This is a genomic window from Bradyrhizobium sp. CCGB01 (assembly GCF_024199795.1).
In the GTDB taxonomy this organism is placed as follows: Bacteria; Pseudomonadota; Alphaproteobacteria; order Rhizobiales; family Xanthobacteraceae; genus Bradyrhizobium.
This window is the reverse complement of the sequence record NZ_JANADK010000001.1, coordinates 8204783-8221544: the sequence shown is the minus strand read 5'-3', so window position 1 is coordinate 8221544 and position 16762 is coordinate 8204783. Positions and strand designations below refer to the sequence as shown.

The following is a 16762-nucleotide window of genomic DNA, read 5'->3' as shown; positions in this document are numbered from 1 at the left end:
ATGCCGGTCCCCATTCTCCTGGTGACGGGCTTTCTGGGGGCCGGCAAGACCACCGTCGTGAACCATCTGCTGGCGCACGCGGAGGGACGGCGGATCGCCGCAATCGTCAACGATTTCGGCGCCATCAACATCGATGCGGAGCTGATCGCAGGCGCGAGCGACGGCGTGGTCAGCCTCGCCAATGGCTGCATCTGCTGTTCGCTCGAAGGCGACCTGCTCCGCACGCTCTCGACGTTGCTGCGGCCTGATCCCAGGCCCGAATATATCGTCATCGAAACCAGCGGCGTCGCCGATCCCTCCGACATCGTGCGCAATTTGATGGACCCCGTGATCCTGCGCGAGGCGCCGCTGGAGACGGTGCTCTGTGTGATGGATGTGGCGACACCGCCGGCCGCCCTGGAGGACGCGCTACACCGTTCGCAGCTCCGCGTCGCCGACATCGTGGCGCTGAGCAAGCTGGATCTGGCGGACGAGGGCGCGGGTGGACGGATGCGCGAAGCGATCCGCGCGCAGCGCGTTCCTGCCGTGGTGGTCGATGCCAAACACGGCGAGATTCCGTCTGCGCTGCTGTTCCCCGCTAGCGATCGCGCGCCGGCGCCGCGGGAGCCTGGGCCGAAACGCCCGGCAGAAGAGCGTTTTGAAACGCTGAGCTGGACCTCGGACCGGCCGCTCTCGCTGCCGCGCTTGCAGCAGGCCATCGGCAAGCTGGCGCCGAAGCTTGCGCGCGCAAAAGGCCTGTTCGAGACGGTCGAGCAACCCGGCCGCCAGATGGTGTTTCAGTTCGCCGCCGGCCGCGCGACGCTGGCGCCGGGCGATGCGCCGGCGGAAGGTGCTGCGCAGTCGCGGATCGTCTTCATCGCCGAGCTCGGCGTGCTCTCGAAGGCCGAGCTCGATGCGATCATGGACGCGTGCGTTGCGGGCTGAAGCTGTAGCTGCCTCACGCGAATTGCGCGATGCCGTGTCCGACAGACCAGTTCTCTGCGGGAGCATCGAGCACGTTGACGAATACGTCCTCGGGCCGGATGCCTGGATTTTCGCCGAGCAGATGCGCGATCCGGCGATACAGCGCCTTCTTCTGCTCAGGGGTGCGCGAGGCGAACACGGTGATCTGGATCAGCACGGCGTCGTCGCTGCGCTTGACGCCGTAGGCATTGCCGCAGCGGAAGTTCGAGGCGTCATGCTCGCTGATGGTCATGAACTCGTCGCCTTCGGGCACGTTCAGCGCCTCGCGCATGGCGCGATAGAGGCTGTCGAGGATCGCCCGTCGATAGGCTTCCGGCTTTCCAGCGCGCATCGAGATGTGAAGGAGAGGCATTCGCTGGTCCCTTTGCATGCGGGCGCGATCGGCCAGAGCGCATGCGAGCGCCGGCCGTTCGGCCCATTGACGAAACGGGCTATCAATCCCAACTGGTTTTTGACACAGTGTCTAGAAATCATGTTCTTGACGCTGTGTCAAATATCTTGGTGGTCCCGGATTGCCGGGCAGAGGAGTAAAAATTGAGGCCGCGCGAGTTCGACCATGACGACGTCCTGCGCATCGCGTTCGACCAGTTCTGGCGCAAGGGCGTGCGCGGCACCTCGTTGTCGGACATCGCGCGCGACGCCGGCGTCCAGCGCGGCAGCCTCTACAATGCCTTCGGCAGCAAGGAGGCACTGTTTCTCCAGGCCTATGAACGCTATGCGGGCGACTATCTCGTTGCCCTGCAGAAGGTGCTCGGCACGGGCTCATTGCGCAAGCGCCTCACCGCGTTCTTCGACCTGACCATCACAAACTTCCGCTCCGGCACACCGCCGCGCGGATGTCCGACCACGCGCGGCTTGATGGAGCTTGGTGCGGCTGAAGGCGAGGGGCTGGACGAAGATGCGCGCCAGGCGTTTGCTAGTCTCGTTTCGCGCATCACTGTCCTGGTTCAGGATACGTTGTCGGCGGGCGCAGCGCGCGGCGAATTCAACGGCAATCCTGCGGCCGCAGCGCTGCACATCATCACGGTGACGCGCGGCCTCGCCGTGATCGAACGTGCTTTCGGTGATGAATCCCAGCTTCGTAAAATCGCCGCCCACACGATCGATCTCGTGCTCGAGAAGAAGGGCGGCTAGGCCGAGGCACGAGAACGACGATCCCAGCGGTGGTCGCGCCGGGATCGTCTGGAGGTTTCATGGAGCGCATCGAGCACTGCGTCTCCATGGCGATCTTGATAGCGCAGGGCGGCTTCAGATGCGAGTAGAACCCATCAAAGCATCAGCATAAGGCAAGCGCGTTGACCGCTCGCGTCGCCGCATCGCCATTCCCGGAGCCGACGAACTGGCAGACGATGGATTCCAGCTCGCCCGGCTGGTTGCGGCGCGCGACCGCCAGCAGCCGCATCAATTCCGCCTCGTCCTTCGACAGGCGCCGGCACGACGGCGGCATGAAGCACAGCCCGCACGGCCGGCCGCTGCGCAGAATTCGGACGAGCGCGGCAGCGCGCGCCACCAGCAGCGGACTGTCGGCAATATCAGGCGCCTCGTCGGCGAAGCGATAGGCCGCTTCCCAGCAATCGGAGGCGCCGGTGGCATAGGCAGCTCCGATGAATCGGAACAGCGACAGCGCGACGCGGCAGAAATCATCGTAGCTCTCGACGTCAGGTCGCGTCGCGAGCGCGGCCTGGAGCGGACAGAGCCGCGACTCGCCGGTCTGTTGGGCTGACGCAGAACCGCACGTATCGTGGCGCATGAATGATCTCGTCAGTGCAATGTGGGGCTTCCGACCAGCCAGCTCTTCATCGCCATCGTCCGGTCCTGGTCGAAAGACCGAACGTGCCGGTCGGGCAGGATGAGGCCGGCCAAGCGGAAGATCGTCGCAAGTCCCCGCACGGGCGCGAGAGCCCAATCGGCGCCGACCGGCGGCAACCAGCTCTCGAACTGTTCGCGCGCGACGTCGATGCGTTCCTGCTGTGCCGCGGCGATCGCGCGCAGGATTGCGTGCTCGCTGTCGGACATCCGCGGACAAGTCGGGCAGTGCACCTCGATGGCCGTATGCGCCGTGCACGCAAAGATCTCGATGATGGCTTCCAGCGAGAGCACGGCATCGCCGACGCGAAAGTGGTCGTACACCTGCTGGATATCGGCTGCGGTCGGAACGGCGCTTCCGCTGCGTGCCTTGGCCCGAAATCCCCAGATGAAGAGCCGCTCCGCCGCGCTCAGCGCGGGAAGGTCGAGGGACCCTGTCGATGTCGATTGATGCATTGAGCCTCTGGCCTCTGGCTGCGCTCACGCCAAAGCTGGCGCTGATGATCTGCGCCGATCGTTCTGCCAGAGCCCTCTGCAAGTCAACGCGCGGAGGGGCGATATCGAGGTCTTCTAGTTTTGAAGAGCTCGCATCTTGGATGCGGCCAGCCTCGCCGGCCCCACGACGCCGTGCGCAGCATGCCGGCGGCATCCCCGCGCAATTTTGCGGGGTTTCGGGAACCCGAATGCTTAAAGCTTTGCTAAGGGGCGCGGGATAAACTGGCATATCAGCCCTTCCAATTCTTGCGAGCACCGATGTTTTTCTCCCGCATCAGTTTCAAGCTGGTCCTGATTGTCGGCGTCAGCCTCCTCGGCATGATCGCTCTGGCGCCGATCGCGCTTTCGACCCTGCGCGCGCAGATGATCGCCGACCGCCAGGCCAAGACGCAGCACATGGTCGATGTCGGCTACGGCATCCTGGCGCATCAGCAGAAGCTCGAAAGCGAAGGGAAACTGACGCGCGAACAAGCGCAGGCCGCCGCGATCGCAGAGATCAAGAGCCTGCGCTACGACAAGGTCGAGTATTTCTGGATCAACGACATGGCCCCGAAGATGGTCATGCATCCGATCAAGCCCGAGCTCGACGGCAAGGATCTCGCCGGGATGAAGGATCCTGCCGGCAACGCGCTGTTCGTCGGCTTCGTTGACGTCGTCAAGAAACAGGGTGCGGGCTTTTACAGCTACCTCTGGCCCAAGCCCGGCTTCGACCAGCCAGTCGGGAAGATCTCCTATGTGAAGGGCTTTGCGCCCTGGGGATGGATCATCGGAACCGGCATTTATCTCGACGACGTCGACGCCGTTTTTCGCCAGAACGCGATGACATTCGGCACCATATGTCTGGTCGTCCTGGTGCTGGTGCTCGCCTGCTCCTTCGTGATCGGCCGCAGCGTGACCCGGCCGCTCGCGAAAATCACCGCGCTGACCGAGCGCCTTGCCGCCGGCGACAGCGCGTTCGAGGTGCCCTACACTGGCCGCAGCGACGAGGTCGGCGGGCTCGCCAAGGCGCTTGCCGTGTTCAAGGACAATGCGTCGGCGGTCGGCCGTATGCATGCCGAGCAGCAGGAGACGAAGCAGCGGGCCGACGACGAGAAACGCAAGACGATGGCCGATCTCGCCGGCAAGTTCGAGGCGAGCGTTCAGGCCGTCGTCCGCGACGTCTTCAACGAGGCGCGCGCCATGCAGCAGGCCGCGCAAGGCATGTCGGAGACCGCGAACAAGGCGACCGACCGCGCGAGCTTCGTCGCCACCGCCTGTCAGCAGGCGTCGAGCAACGTGCAGACGGTGGCCTCCGCCGCCGGCCAGCTGTCGTCCTCGATCACCGAGATCAGCCAGCGCGTCGCGCAGGCAGCAAGCGTGGCCGACAAGGCCGCCACGGACGGTCAGCGCACCAACGACACCGTGCAGGGGCTCGCCGCCGCCGCCCACAAGATCGGCGAGGTCATCGACCTCATCAACCAGATCGCCTCGCAGACCAATCTGCTCGCGCTCAACGCCACGATCGAAGCGGCGCGCGCCGGTGAGGCCGGCAAGGGATTTGCCGTGGTCGCGAGCGAAGTGAAATCGCTGGCGAGCCAGACCGCGAAGGCGACCGACGAGATCGGTGCGCAGATCACCGCGATCCAGGCCGAGACCAGCCAGGTGGTCGGCAACATCGAGAGCATCCGCAAGACCATCATGGAGGTCAACGAGATCTCCTCGTCGATCGCCGCCGCGGTCGAGGAGCAGGGCGCCGCGACGCAGGCGATCGCCCACAGCGTGCGGGAGGCGGCTTCCGGCACGGACCAGGTCTCGCAAAACATCTCCGGCGTCACCAATGCGACGGCGGAAACCGGCCAGGCCGCTGGCCTCGTGCTGCAATCGAGCGGCCGGCTGTCGCAGAAGCTGCAATCGCTCGAGAACGAGGTCAGCGCCTTCGTTGCGGGCGTGCGGGCGGCTTGATACCGCACTGAGACCATCTGCCGTGGCATGGATTATTCGCCTTGCCGCGGCGCATTCGGGCAATTGATATTCCGGCCCGCGGGACCGGTCGTCACGACCGGCTTTCCCGCCCTTGACGGCTGCGGCTAAACTGAAGAAGCAGGACCCATCGAACCTGCCGACCCGCGCTTCGTTGCGCGGCATGGAGACGCCGCATGTCGTTCAAGAAACTCCTGATCGCCAACCGGGGCGAGATCGCCATCCGCATCGCGCGCGCAGCGGCCGATGCCGGCATCGCGACGGTTGCGATTCACCCTGCGGACGATGCGTTGTCGCTGCATGTGCGCGTTGCCGATGACGCCGTCGAAATTCCCGGCCGTGGCGCGCGGGCCTATCTCGACATCGACGCGGTGGTGAAGGCGGCGAAGAGCGCCGGCTGCGATGCCGTGCATCCCGGCTACGGCTTCCTCAGCGAGAACGCCGCGTTCGCCAAGGCCTGCGCCGATGCGGGCATCGCCTTCGCCGGGCCGAAGCCCGCCGCGCTCGAACTGTTCGGCGACAAGGTTGCGGCAAGGCAATTGGCAAAGCGCTGCGGCGTGCCTGTTATCGTCGGCACCAGCGGGCCATCGTCGCTGGAAGAGATCACGGCGTTCTTCACGTCGCTCGGCAGCAATGCGGCGATCGTGATCAAGGCGATGGCCGGTGGTGGCGGCCGCGGCATGCGCGTCGTCGAAAGCGCCGCGGATCTCGCGGAAGCCCATGCCCGCTGCCAGTCCGAGGCCAAGGCCGCGTTCGGCTTCGACGGCGTCTACGCCGAGCGCCTGATCCGCCAGGCTCGCCATATCGAGGTGCAGATCATCGGCGACAAGCACGGTGCGATCAGTCACCTTTGGGAGCGCGAATGCACCATTCAGCGCCGGCACCAGAAGCTGATCGAGGTGGCGCCAAGCCCGTCGTTGAGCGAGGCCCTGCGCGGCCGCATCATCGAGGCGGCGAGGCAACTCGCGACGGCAGCCTCCTACGACAATCTCGGCACGTTCGAGTTCCTGGTCGACGGCAGCGCCGAGGACAGCTTTGCCTTCATCGAGGCCAATCCGCGGCTCCAGGTCGAGCACACCGTCACCGAGGAGGTGCTCGGCCTCGACCTCGTCCGCGCCCAGCTCGCGGTCGCCTCCGGCGCGACGCTCGCCTCGCTCGGACTCGCGCAGGCATCCATCCCGAAGCCGCGCGGCCATGCGATGCAGCTCCGCATCAACATGGAGACGCTGGACGCAACGGGCGCGACCCATCCGACCGGCGGCGTGCTTGCGGTATTCGAGCCGCCGTCAGGGCCCGGCGTCCGGGTCGATAGCTTTGGTTATGCCGGCTACAAGACCAGTTCCGCCTTCGACTCGCTGCTGGCCAAGGTCATCGTGCATACGCCGGGCGAAGCCTGGCACGACGTGGTCGCAAAAGCCTCGCGCGCCTTGCGCGAATTCCGGATCGACGGCGTCGTCACCAACATCGCCTTCCTCCAGGCCGTGCTCGCGCATCCCGATTTCAGGACCAACCGCATCGCGACCGATTTCATCGATCGCAACATCGCCAAGCTCGTCGAGGCGGCCGATGGCGCGGCCAAGCCACTGTACTTTGCCGCGACCGAGCGAAGCGGCGGCCAGGGCGCGGAAGCTCTCGTCGCACAAGCCGTGCCCGAAGGCGCGGTGATGGTCGCAGCGCCCCTGCAAGGAACCATCGTCACCATCCAGGTGAAGGAAGGCGAGATCGTGCGCCCGGGCCAGCAGCTCGCCGTGATCGAATCCATGAAGATGGAGCATCTCGTCATGGCCGAGCAGGGCGGGCGCGTGACAAAACTCGTTGCCGGCGACGGCGTCACGCTGATGCATGGCGAGCCGATCATGTATCTGGAGCCGCTCGACGTCGCGGCAGATAGCACGGCAACGGAAGCCGATGTCGACCTCGACCACATCCGTCCCGATTTGGCCGAGCTGATCGCACGCCAGGCCAATACGCTCGATGCGAACCGGCCGGCCTCGGTCGAGCGCCGCCGCAACACTAACCAGCGTACCGCGCGCGAGAACGTCGCACAGCTCGTCGACGACGGCTCGTTCATGGAATATGGCAGCCTTGCGATTGCGGCGCAGCGCCGCCGCCGCAAGCTCGACGATCTCATCAAGAACACGCCGGCCGATGGCCTCGTGATGGGCGTTGCCACGGTCAACGCCGAGAAGTTCGGCGGAGACGCCGCCCGCTGCATCGTCGTGGCCTATGACTACACCGTGCTCGCGGGCACGCAAGGTCACATGAACCACAAGAAGATCGACCGCATGCTGACGCTTGCGGAAGACTGGCGCGTCCCCCTGGTGTTTTATGCCGAAGGCGGCGGCGGCCGGCCCGGGGACACCGACCGGCTCGGCATGACCGGCCTCGACGGCCCGTCCTTCGTCCAGTTCGCAAAGCTCTCCGGCCTCGTGCCTGTGATCGGCGTGGTCTCCGGCTACTGCTTTGCCGGCAACGCCGCGATGCTCGGCTGCTGCGACGTCATCATCGCCACCAAAAACGCCTCGATCGGCATGGGAGGCCCGGCGATGATCGAGGGCGGCGGTCTCGGCGTCTATCACCCGGCCGAGGTCGGCCCGGTCTCGTTCCAGTCCCCGAACGGCGTGATCGACATCCTCGTCGAGGACGAGGAGGAGGCAACAAAGGTCGCGCAAAAATACCTGTCCTATTTCCAGGGCACGGTCACGAAATGGGAGGCCGCCGACCAGCGCCTGCTGCGCCGCGCCATCCCCGAGAACCGGCTGCGCGTCTACGACATCCGCAGCGTGATCGATCTCGTCGCGGACAAGGATTCCGTGCTGGAGCTGCGCCGCGATTACGGCGTCGGCATGATCACCGCGCTGATCCGCATCGAGGGTAAGCCGTTCGGTCTGATCGCCAACAATCCGCGCCATCTCGGCGGCGCGATCGATGCCGACGCCGGCGACAAGGCCGCGCGCTTCCTCCAGCTTTGTGACGCCTTCGATCTGCCGATCGTCTCGCTGTGCGACACGCCCGGCTTCATGGTCGGCCCCGAGGCCGAGAAGACCGCGATCGTGCGCCACGTCTCGCGCATGTTCGTCACCGGTGCGAGCCTCACCGTGCCGCTGTTCGGCATTGTGCTGCGCAAGGGCTATGGTCTCGGCGCGCAGTCGATGATCGGCGGCGGCTTCCACGCCTCCTTCTTCACCGCAGCCTGGCCGACCGGCGAATTCGGTGGCATGGGCCTGGAGGGTTATGTCCGCCTCGGTTTCCGCAAGGAGATGGAGGCGATCGCCGATCCCGAAGAGCGCGAGACCTATTATCGCAACAAGGTCGCCGAGCTCTACGCCAACGGCAAGGCGGTCTCGATCGCGTCCGTGTTCGAGATCGACAACGTCATCGACCCCGCCGAGACGCGGCGCTGGATCATGGCGGGTCTGCGGTCGGTGCCGAAGCCGCCGGTGCGGACGGAGAAGAAGCGGCCGTGCATCGACACGTGGTGAGGGCGGTGCAGCAATAGCTGCGTCCCGGTTCCCGATTGACATCCCCGCCCGTGCTGCCAGACTTTGCACAATAATACAGGGTGGAGACGTCCGCGATGGCCAGCCTTTCGGCCTCGAACCATGTCGCCCGTGTCTTGTCCGTCGCCAATCACGTGGCCGACGTCGATGCTTCGTCGCGCATCGCCGATTCCTGGCGGCGCTGCCTGATCAGCCACAAGCTCGACCCCGCCCGCCAGGGCCCGCCGCAGACGCTGACCGAGGCGGAGGTCCGCAATGTCGCCGAGCCGATGGAGGAGACCATCAGGCTGCTCACGCCCGAGCTCGACGATCTCGCCCGCGTGCTGCGTGACGCCGGCTATTGCGTCAATCTGGCCGATGCGAACGCGACCATGCTGTTCAGCCGCCTGCCGGGCGAAGCCGACGCGCGGACATTCATGGACTGGAAGATCTACACCGGCTCGAATTTTGCGGAAGCCTTCGAAGGCACCAACGGGCTCGGCACGGCGCTCGCCGAGCAGAAACCGATCCTGGTGCATCGCGACGAGCATTTTCGCGCGCAGTGGCACATGTTCTCCTGCGCGGTGGCGCCGCTGTTCGACCAGGCCGGCCGTCTCGCCGGTGCCGTGAACATCACCTCGTGCCGCGAGGATCTCGAACGCGCCGCGCATCAGCTGGCGCTTGCGGTGACGATGGAGGCGACGCGACGGATGGAGGGCGCGATCTTCCGCAGCCATTTCCGCAACGCCTGGATCGCCACCGTGCCCGGCGATGGCGGCAGCGGCCTGCTCGCCTATGACGACGACCGCCGCATCGTCGGCGCCTGCCGTTCGGCGCGCGCGCTGCTGGGTCTCACCGACGGCCTGATCGCATCCGGCATCGACCTGTCGCGCTATATCAAGTTCGACCATCACGCGGCGCGCGGTGCGGATGATATCGTCGAGCTGCGCCGCGCCGACGGCCGCGCGTTGGGCCATGGCCATGTCGCGCCGCCGCTGCGTGCGAGGTCACCCGCGCCGCGTCGTGACGCGCCTGTCGATCGCTATGACGCGCTGCATCGTCTCGCCGGTCGCGATCCTGGCTTGATCAAAAGTGTAAAACGCCTCAGAAGCATCGGCGATCACAATCTGCCCGTGCTGCTGCATGGCGAGACCGGCGTCGGCAAGGACGTGTTCGCGCGCGCGATCCATGCGGCGAGCAACCGCGCGCGCAACAACTATGTCGCGCTGAACTGTGCGGCGATGCCGGAGAGCCTGATCGACGCCGAGCTGTTCGGCTATGAGGCCGGCGCCTTCACCGGCGCGCGTCGCGACGGCTCAAAGGGTCTGATCGTGCAGGCGGACGGCGGCACGCTGTTCCTCGACGAGATCGGCGACATGCCGATCGCGCTGCAGACCCGCCTCTTGCGCGTGCTGGAAAACCGCGAGGTCTGGCCGCTCGGCGCGCTCAAGCCGGTGCCCGTCGATATCCGCTTGATCAGCGCGACCCATCGCGAGCTCGGCCGCATGGCGGAGCAGGGCGCCTTCCGCGCCGACCTCTATTTCCGCCTGCGCGGCATGGAGGTACGGCTGCCAAGCTTGCGCGAACGCGCGGACCGCGACGTCATCATCCGTCAAATCGCGAGCGAGGAAGCGCCGAACTGCCGGCTCTCGGCCGAGGCCTGGGCGCAGCTCGCGGCCTATCCCTATCCCGGCAACATGCGCCAGCTCCGCCACGTGCTGCGGCTCGCCGGCTGCACGGCGGAAGATGGTGTCATCGCGGACACTGATCTCGATCTGCCGCCATTCGGCGGAAGGCCGGCAGAGCCTGATCTCGAAGCTGCCGAACGCGCGACGATCGTCGAGGCCCTGCGCAAGCACGGCGGTCGCGTCACTGAAGCGGCGCGCGCAATCAAGCTCAGCCGCGCCACGCTCTATCGCAAGATCAAGCAACTGAAGATCTCGTTCTAGTGAGCTCGCGGGCTGCTGTCGGAACCCGGCCGCCGCTCGGCTCTTGATCGATTCTCGTGGATCAGGCGGCAAACGCGTCGCCCCGAACATATGTCCCGAGAGTTCGAGAGAGGAGAGCGCTCGATGGAGGAGATCGAAGTCTTCCTGGCCGTCATCGAGGCCGGCAGCCAAACGGCCGCCGCGCGGCAACTGGGCCGGTCATTGCAATCGGTGAACCGCGCACTGTCCGCTCTGGAACAGAGCGTCGGCGTCGAACTGGTGCGGCGAACCACGCGGCAATCGGTGGCGACCGAAGCGGGGCTGGCGTTCTATCGCCGTGTGAGGCCGGCCTTTACGGAGATCACCGAAGCGCGTCTCGAAGCGGCAAACCGGCGCGTCGAGCCCTCTGGACTTCTGCGGATTGCCGCACCGGTCCTGTTCGGATCGACCCATGTGGTGCCCGTTGTCGCCGAATTCATGGCGCGCTTTCCGCAAATCGAGGCCGACGTCAACATGTCGGACCAGCCTGTCGATGTCGTCGGCGATGGCTTTGATCTTGCCGTCCGGATCAGGGAGTTGCCGGACTCCTCGCTGAAGACCCGGCGGTTGGGAGAGCTGCGCACGGTCGTCTACGGAGCACCTGCCTATTTCGAGTCTCACGGCCGTCCGCATCACCCTCATGATCTCACTAATCATCAATGCATCCTGCGCAGGACCGGTCGGGGCGAAGCCGACATATGGCGATTTCAGATCGACGGCAGCGCGGCGACCGTGCAGGTGAACGGCCGCTTTCACACCGACAACATGACGGCTGCACATACCGCCGCCCGTCATGGCCTCGGTGTCGGATATGGCCCGTTCTGGCAGATCCGCGATCTCGTCGATCAGGGCACATTCGAAATCGTGCTGGAGGCGTTCGAGGCGCCGCGAACGCCGGTGCGTGCCGTGTTTCCGCCAAGCGCGATACCGCCTGCCAAGACACATCTCTTCGTCGATCTCCTGGCGGAGAGGCTGAAGCACGAGCGGCTTTGACGGCAACGACGCGCGCGACGGGGACGCGCCATTCTCTCGATTAGCGGGAATGTCTATCCCGCGATGCGCCAGTTGTCGCGGCGGGCGGTCGATCGCAGATTGAGGTGCAGGGGCCCATCCGCCCGGCGAGGGCGCGGAGGACTGCACCATGACTCCCGATCGACGGACACTTTTGCACGCCGGCGTCAGCGTCACCGCGACGCTGGCTTCCGCCACCTTTGCCGGACAATCGCCGGGCTCGCCCGAGCCGCAGCCGCTCAAAACCTTGCCTTTAGACGACGCGGAATCCCGCGCAGCCGCCGCGCAGGATTTTGGCCACATCATTCAGAGGCAGCCACGGGTTGTCTGCAAACCCAGGTCGAGCGCCGAGATCGCCGACATCCTGCGCTGGGCAAGGCGACAGGAGCTGAAGGTTGCGGCGCGCGGGCAGGGGCATGCCACTTACGGCCGGGCCATGGCCGAAGACGGCATCGTAATGGACCTCAGCGCGCTCACGGCGATCCACCGGGTCGAACCGGATCGTGTCGTGGTCGATGCCGGTGCGACCTGGCACGCGGTGCTGGAGGCGACCCTGGCCAAAGGGCGCGCGCCGCCGGTGCTGACCAACTACCTTGGCCTGTCCGTCGGCGGCACGCTCGCCGTCGGCGGGATCGGCGGGTCTTCGTCTCGCCACGGTCTGCAGACCGACCAGGTTCTGGAACTCGACATTGTCACCGGCGAGGGTGTGGAGCTGACCTGCTCTCCGACCGCGCATGCCGAGCTCTTCGATGCCGTTCGGGCCGGGCTCGCGCAATGCGCCATCATCACCAGAGCAACACTTCGATTGATGCGCGCACCAGAACGCGTCAGGCGTTATCTACTGCACTATACCGATCTGGATTCACTGACCGTCGATCAGCGGCGCGCCCTGGGCGACGCGCGCTTCGATCAGTTGCAGGGCGCTGTCGTGCCCGATGGCGCGGGCAGCTGGCGCTATCAGATGGAAGCGGGCGTGTTCTATGACAGCAGCACGCCTCCCGACGACAAGGCCTTGCTGGCGGGCCTGGCCGACAAGCACGAGATCGTCTCCGACCTGACCTTCGGCGATGACGCCAATGCATTTGCCAAGCTCGAGAAGCTGCTGCGGTCAAACGGCCAATGGTTCAATCCGCATCCCTGGCTGCTGACCTATCTACGCGGCAGCAACGCGCTGGCGGTCGCCAACAAGGTCATTGCCGGGTTGAACAGTGATGATCTCGGCCCGTTCGGGCGGATCACCTACTATCCGATGTTCACGGGCAGCTGCCGTACGCCTCTGCTTAGGCTGCCCGACGAACCCGTCGTCTTCCCGTTCAATCTCATCCGCATTCCGGCATCGCCAGACAAGGCGAATGCGGACCGGCAGGTCGCGCGCAATCGTGCAGTTTACGATCGCATTCGCAGCGCCGGCGGCATGCTGTATCCGGTCAGCGCGCTTGCGATGTCGCCACCGGATTGGATGGATCATTTCGGCCCGCGATGGCCGCTGCTGCGCGAGGCAAAGCACCGTCACGACCCGGGCGGCATTCTCACGCCCGGATATGATCTGTTCTAGATCAGGAGAAGTCCGTCCAGCTCAGATGACGGGCATCGAGGTCGCCGAGCGACGCGGTCTCACGGATTTCCTGCGGGGTATGAAAATGGCCGCGCAGATAGACCAGCGGTTTCGCCGTGGCCGAATGCGACGCGCTGCGGACCTCGCCGACGAAGATCGAATGCGTTGTCGTCTCGAACTCCTGGGCCAGCACGCAGTCGAAGGCCGCGACCGCATCCGTCAGCACCGGGGCGCCGGTCACCCCGCGCGTCCATTGCCCGAACGCAAACCGGTCGTCGCCGTTGACGCCCTTCTGGCCGCTGAAGGTCAGCGCCAGCCCCGCGTGATCCTCGTGCAGGAAATTGATCGCGAAGGCGCCCTCCTCGCGGATTCGCGCATGTGCGCTGGCGTTGCGGTTGACGCAGACGATCAGCGACGGCGGATTGTCCGACAGCGAGCAGGCCGACGTCACCGTCAGCCCGGTGCGCGTGCCGTGCTCGGCGCCGACCGTCACCAGCGCGACCGCGCCGGCGCATTGGCGCATGGCCTGCTTGAAATCCTTTGCGTCGACGCTCACGCGGAAATCTCCGAAATGAATGCGGGTGCGGCAGATTCGCGCCGCACCCGCCTCGGGTCAAGCTGCCTTCTGCGCGGAGCCGAGATGCTTCAGGCGCGGCATCACCTCGTTCTTCAGGAGCGAGAGCGAGTGGTGCCAGGCTTCCGGCTTGTGCTTGTAGTCGAAGCCGAACACGCAGAGCACGCCGAAGCCGCCGACCTCGTCGTAGATCTTCTCGATCTTCTCGGCGACGGTCGCGGGCGAGCCGACGACCCAGTTCCGCTTGGCGCAATATTCGACGGTGACGTCGCTGTCGGGCACATCGGGCGCGTGCTTCAGATAGTCCTTGAAGCCGAAATGGCCGAGCAGCGGCAAGAAGTACTCACCCATCATCCGGCCCATCATGTCGCCGGTCGAGAGCTTCCAGGCCTCCTCGTCGGTGTCGGCGACGAACACCTCGCGCACCAGCCGCCAGTCCGCGCGGTTCGGCTTGCGGCCGGTCTTGGCGGCGCCGATTTCCACGGAGTCCCAATGGCTGCCGACATAGGCCGGATTGAGGTTGAGGCTCATCGGAATGAAGCCGCGCTCGCCGGCGAGCTTCAGGGTGTCCGAGTTCTTCGACAGCCCGGCAACGCCGATTGGCGGATGCGGCGCCTGCAACGGCTTGATGTGAGGCTTGAGGAAGTCGAACATCGTGTCCGGCTTGGTCACCGTCCAGAACTTGCCCTTGTAGGTGAAGGGTGCGGGATCAGACCAAAGCTTCAGGATGATCTCCAGCGCCTCGCGGGTCATGTCGCGGTTCTGCCCGCTCATGCCGTCGACGTTGAACATCGCCCAGTCGCTCGGTAGCCCCGATGCCGCAACGCCGAAATTGAGCCGGCCTTCGGAGAGATGATCGAGCATCGCGACGCGGTTGGCGAGTTCGGCCGGGTGATGGTAGGGCAGCAGGAAGCCGCCCGGTCCGATGCGCAAGCGCTTGGTCTGCATCAGTGCCTGTGCGATCAGCAGGTCCGGCGTGGGATTGGGTTCCCAGGGCGCGGTGTGGTGCTCGCCGATCCAGGCTTCCTGATAGCCGAGCTCGTCGAGCCAGCGCAGGACCTGCAGGTCCCAGTCGTGTCCTTCCTTCAGGCCGCATTCCGGCGGATGCGAAGGCATCGTGAAATAGCCGATCTCCATTGGGTTTCCTCATCTGATGTTGACGCGTCTTGTTGCGCGTTCCTGGACTTGAACAAGACGGCTTTAGCAAGCGGTGTGCCACCGCTTCGCAAGCGGTGTGCCAGCGCATCTCGCGCCTCAGACCCGCGAGAAAAGGCTGGTTTGCGGCGGCAATAGCCGATATCCCGGGGCGGATTTGAAAGGAGCCGTCTCATTGTCGCGAGACGGCGTCTTGCCGGTGAGACGAGGATACAAGTCGAGATGACCGAACCCGCCTATGTCGCGGTGGACTGGGGCACCAGCAGCTTCCGGCTCTGGCTGATCGATCGCGCCGGGAAGGTGCTGGCCGAGCGCCGCAGCAACGAGGGCATGCTGGCCGCGGCCAAGGCCGGCTTCCCCGCCGTGCTGCACTCGCATCTCACGGCTGTCGAGGCACCCGAGCATCTGCCGGTCCTCGTCTGCGGCATGGCCGGTGCCAAGACCGGCTGGGTCGAGGCCGGCTACGTCGATACGCCGGCGCCACTCTCTGCGGTCCTGAAGCAGGCCGCCCGCGTGCCGGGCGAAGTGCGCGACGTCCGCATCCTGCCGGGTATCGCGCAGCGCGACGCCAGGGCGCCGGACGTGATGCGCGGCGAGGAGACACAGCTGCTCGGCGCGCTCGGCTTTGATGCCGCCGGCGAGGCGCTGGTCTGCATGCCCGGCACGCATTCGAAATGGGTGCGCGTGAAGGATGGCACGGTCGCGCATTTTTCCACCTTCATGACGGGCGAGCTCTTCAGCGTGGTCTCGCGCGAGACGATCCTGTCGCTCGCGGTCGCCGGCGCCGACGACGCCGAGGATGTCGCGAGCTTCAAGGCGGCCGTGAAAGCCGCGTACGAAGCGCCTGCCTTTGCGGCTAATCTCCTGTTCGGCGCGCGGTCGCGGCAGCTCTTGTTCGGCGGCACGCCGGCTGCCGCGCGCGAGACACTGTCGGGCACGTTGATCGGCGTCGAGCTGGCGGCGGGGCTCTCCGGCACTGTGCCGAAAACAGGCATCACGCTGATTGCCTCGGGGCGGCTCGCGATGCTGTACCGGCTCGCTTTCGATGCGCTGTCGGTCACTGTGCAGCCGATCGATGCCGATGAAGCCGTCCGCGGCGGCCTGTCGATGGCGGCTGCAGCGATCTGGACGAAGTAGAAGGATTTTTGAGATGAGCGTTCCCTTTCCGCCGATGAAGCGGCCGCTGGTCGCGATCCTGCGCGGCGTCAAGCCGGAGGAGACCGAAGCCATCGTCGGCGTGCTGATCGAGGCCGGCATGACCGCGATCGAGATTCCCCTGAACTCGCCCGATCCGTTCCGTTCGATCGCCACCGCCGTGAAGCAGGCGTCGGCGGGCGTGCTGATCGGCGCCGGCACGGTGCTGACCGCTGCAGATGTCGACCGTCTCAATGATGCTGGCGGCAAGCTGATGGTCTCGCCGAATGTCGACACCGAGGTGCTGGCGCGCGCGCACCAGCACGGCATGGTGACGTTGCCGGGCGTGTTCTCGCCGACCGAGGCTCTGCTTGCCGCGCGCTCCGGCGCGTCGGGCCTGAAATTCTTTCCGGCGAGCGTGCTCGGCGCCTCCGGCATTGCCGCGATCCGCGCCGTGCTGCCGGCCGGCGTGATGATCGCCGCCGTCGGCGGCGTCTCCGATCAGAATTTTGCTGAGTACATCAAGGGCGGCGTGACCGCTTTCGGGCTCGGCTCCAGCCTCTACAAGCCCGGCATGTCGGCGGCCGATGTGGCTTCTCGCGCGAAATTGACGATCACGGCCTATGATCGGGCGATTGCGAAAGACTGAGCCCGCAATAAACAA

14 protein-coding genes are annotated in these 16762 nt (G+C 65.8%); 9 read left to right on the top strand and 5 right to left on the bottom strand.

Going from position 1 to position 16762, the window contains the following annotated elements:
• On the top strand, positions 1-924 hold the full coding sequence (locus NLM25_RS38640) for a GTP-binding protein (protein WP_254140373.1): 924 nt from the start codon (positions 1-3) through the stop codon (positions 922-924).
• Positions 925-937: 13 nt separating this feature from the next.
• On the opposite strand, the gene NLM25_RS38635 is transcribed toward NLM25_RS38640, so the two are convergent.
• Positions 938-1315, bottom strand: coding sequence for a tautomerase family protein (locus NLM25_RS38635; RefSeq protein ID WP_254140372.1), 378 nt, complete (start codon positions 1313-1315; stop codon positions 938-940).
• 182 nt (positions 1316-1497) lie between these two features.
• On the opposite strand from NLM25_RS38635, the gene NLM25_RS38630 reads away from it, so the two are divergent.
• Positions 1498-2097, top strand: a complete 600-nt coding sequence (locus NLM25_RS38630; RefSeq protein ID WP_254123151.1) for a TetR/AcrR family transcriptional regulator — start codon at positions 1498-1500, stop codon at positions 2095-2097.
• Between the two features lie 142 nt (positions 2098-2239).
• Here the strand turns inward: NLM25_RS38630 and NLM25_RS38625 are convergent, their stop codons facing one another.
• Both NLM25_RS38625 and NLM25_RS38620 read right to left on the bottom strand, forming a co-directional pair.
• A complete protein-coding gene (locus tag NLM25_RS38625) occupies positions 2240-2713 on the bottom strand; it encodes a hypothetical protein (RefSeq protein WP_254140371.1) in 474 nt (157 codons plus the stop codon).
• Between the two features lie 11 nt (positions 2714-2724).
• Positions 2725-3225, bottom strand: a complete 501-nt coding sequence (locus tag NLM25_RS38620) for a hypothetical protein (RefSeq protein WP_254140370.1) — start codon at positions 3223-3225, stop codon at positions 2725-2727.
• A 297-nt stretch (positions 3226-3522) separates the two neighbouring features.
• Between NLM25_RS38620 and NLM25_RS38615 the strand changes: the two genes are divergently transcribed.
• The 5 genes from NLM25_RS38615 to NLM25_RS38595 all read left to right on the top strand — a co-directional run bounded on the left by NLM25_RS38615 (position 3523) and on the right by NLM25_RS38595 (position 13235).
• Entirely contained in the window at positions 3523-5205 is a 1683-nt protein-coding gene (locus NLM25_RS38615; protein WP_254140369.1) for a methyl-accepting chemotaxis protein, read from the top strand.
• Positions 5206-5399: 194 nt separating this feature from the next.
• A complete protein-coding gene (locus tag NLM25_RS38610; protein WP_254140368.1) occupies positions 5400-8705 on the top strand; it encodes a carboxyl transferase domain-containing protein in 3306 nt (1101 codons plus the stop codon).
• A gap of 95 nt (positions 8706-8800) precedes the next feature.
• Positions 8801-10651 carry a sigma-54-dependent Fis family transcriptional regulator gene (locus NLM25_RS38605; RefSeq protein ID WP_254140367.1) on the top strand — a complete coding sequence of 617 codons (1851 nt, stop codon included), beginning with the start codon at positions 8801-8803 and terminating at the stop codon, positions 10649-10651.
• A 123-nt stretch (positions 10652-10774) separates the two neighbouring features.
• The gene (locus tag NLM25_RS38600) at positions 10775-11662 is read left to right on the top strand and encodes a LysR family transcriptional regulator (protein ID WP_254140366.1); all 888 of its coding nucleotides are present in this window, start codon (positions 10775-10777) and stop codon (positions 11660-11662) included.
• 172 nt (positions 11663-11834) lie between these two features.
• Positions 11835-13235: an FAD-binding protein gene (locus NLM25_RS38595; RefSeq protein ID WP_254140365.1), complete on the top strand. Its 1401-nt coding sequence runs from the start codon at positions 11835-11837 to the stop codon at positions 13233-13235.
• Between the two features lies 1 nt (position 13236).
• On the opposite strand, the gene NLM25_RS38590 is transcribed toward NLM25_RS38595, so the two are convergent.
• Together NLM25_RS38590 and NLM25_RS38585 are read right to left on the bottom strand one after the other, a co-directional pair.
• Positions 13237-13791 (bottom strand): flavin reductase family protein, encoded by a 555-nt coding sequence (locus NLM25_RS38590; RefSeq protein ID WP_254140364.1) that lies wholly within the window; start codon positions 13789-13791, stop codon positions 13237-13239.
• A 57-nt stretch (positions 13792-13848) separates the two neighbouring features.
• Positions 13849-14946, bottom strand: a complete 1098-nt coding sequence (locus NLM25_RS38585; RefSeq protein WP_254123142.1) for an LLM class flavin-dependent oxidoreductase — start codon at positions 14944-14946, stop codon at positions 13849-13851.
• Positions 14947-15186: 240 nt separating this feature from the next.
• On the opposite strand from NLM25_RS38585, the gene NLM25_RS38580 reads away from it, so the two are divergent.
• On the top strand, positions 15187-16101 hold the full coding sequence (locus NLM25_RS38580; protein ID WP_254140363.1) for a 2-dehydro-3-deoxygalactonokinase: 915 nt from the start codon (positions 15187-15189) through the stop codon (positions 16099-16101).
• Between the two features lie 13 nt (positions 16102-16114).
• On the top strand, positions 16115-16747 hold the full coding sequence (locus NLM25_RS38575) for a 2-dehydro-3-deoxy-6-phosphogalactonate aldolase (protein ID WP_254140362.1): 633 nt from the start codon (positions 16115-16117) through the stop codon (positions 16745-16747).
• Positions 16748-16762 lie beyond the last annotated feature (15 nt).

Excerpts from the sequence above, each read along its gene's own strand:
- NLM25_RS38615 (WP_254140369.1), top strand. The coding sequence starts at position 3,523 with ATGTTTTTCTCCCGCATCAGTTTCAAGCTGGTCCTGATTGTCGGCGTC.
- NLM25_RS38620 (WP_254140370.1), bottom strand. The coding sequence starts at position 3,225 with ATGCATCAATCGACATCGACAGGGTCCCTCGACCTTCCCGCGCTGAGC.
- NLM25_RS38625 (WP_254140371.1), bottom strand. The coding sequence starts at position 2,713 with ATGCGCCACGATACGTGCGGTTCTGCGTCAGCCCAACAGACCGGCGAG.
- NLM25_RS38640 (WP_254140373.1), top strand. The coding sequence starts at position 1 with ATGCCGGTCCCCATTCTCCTGGTGACGGGCTTTCTGGGGGCCGGCAAG.
- NLM25_RS38580 (WP_254140363.1), top strand. The coding sequence starts at position 15,187 with ATGACCGAACCCGCCTATGTCGCGGTGGACTGGGGCACCAGCAGCTTC.
- NLM25_RS38600 (WP_254140366.1), top strand. The coding sequence starts at position 10,775 with ATGGAGGAGATCGAAGTCTTCCTGGCCGTCATCGAGGCCGGCAGCCAA.
- NLM25_RS38610 (WP_254140368.1), top strand. The coding sequence starts at position 5,400 with ATGTCGTTCAAGAAACTCCTGATCGCCAACCGGGGCGAGATCGCCATC.
- NLM25_RS38585 (WP_254123142.1), bottom strand. The coding sequence starts at position 14,946 with ATGGAGATCGGCTATTTCACGATGCCTTCGCATCCGCCGGAATGCGGC.
- NLM25_RS38635 (WP_254140372.1), bottom strand. The coding sequence starts at position 1,315 with ATGCCTCTCCTTCACATCTCGATGCGCGCTGGAAAGCCGGAAGCCTAT.
- NLM25_RS38605 (WP_254140367.1), top strand. The coding sequence starts at position 8,801 with ATGGCCAGCCTTTCGGCCTCGAACCATGTCGCCCGTGTCTTGTCCGTC.
- NLM25_RS38575 (WP_254140362.1), top strand. The coding sequence starts at position 16,115 with ATGAGCGTTCCCTTTCCGCCGATGAAGCGGCCGCTGGTCGCGATCCTG.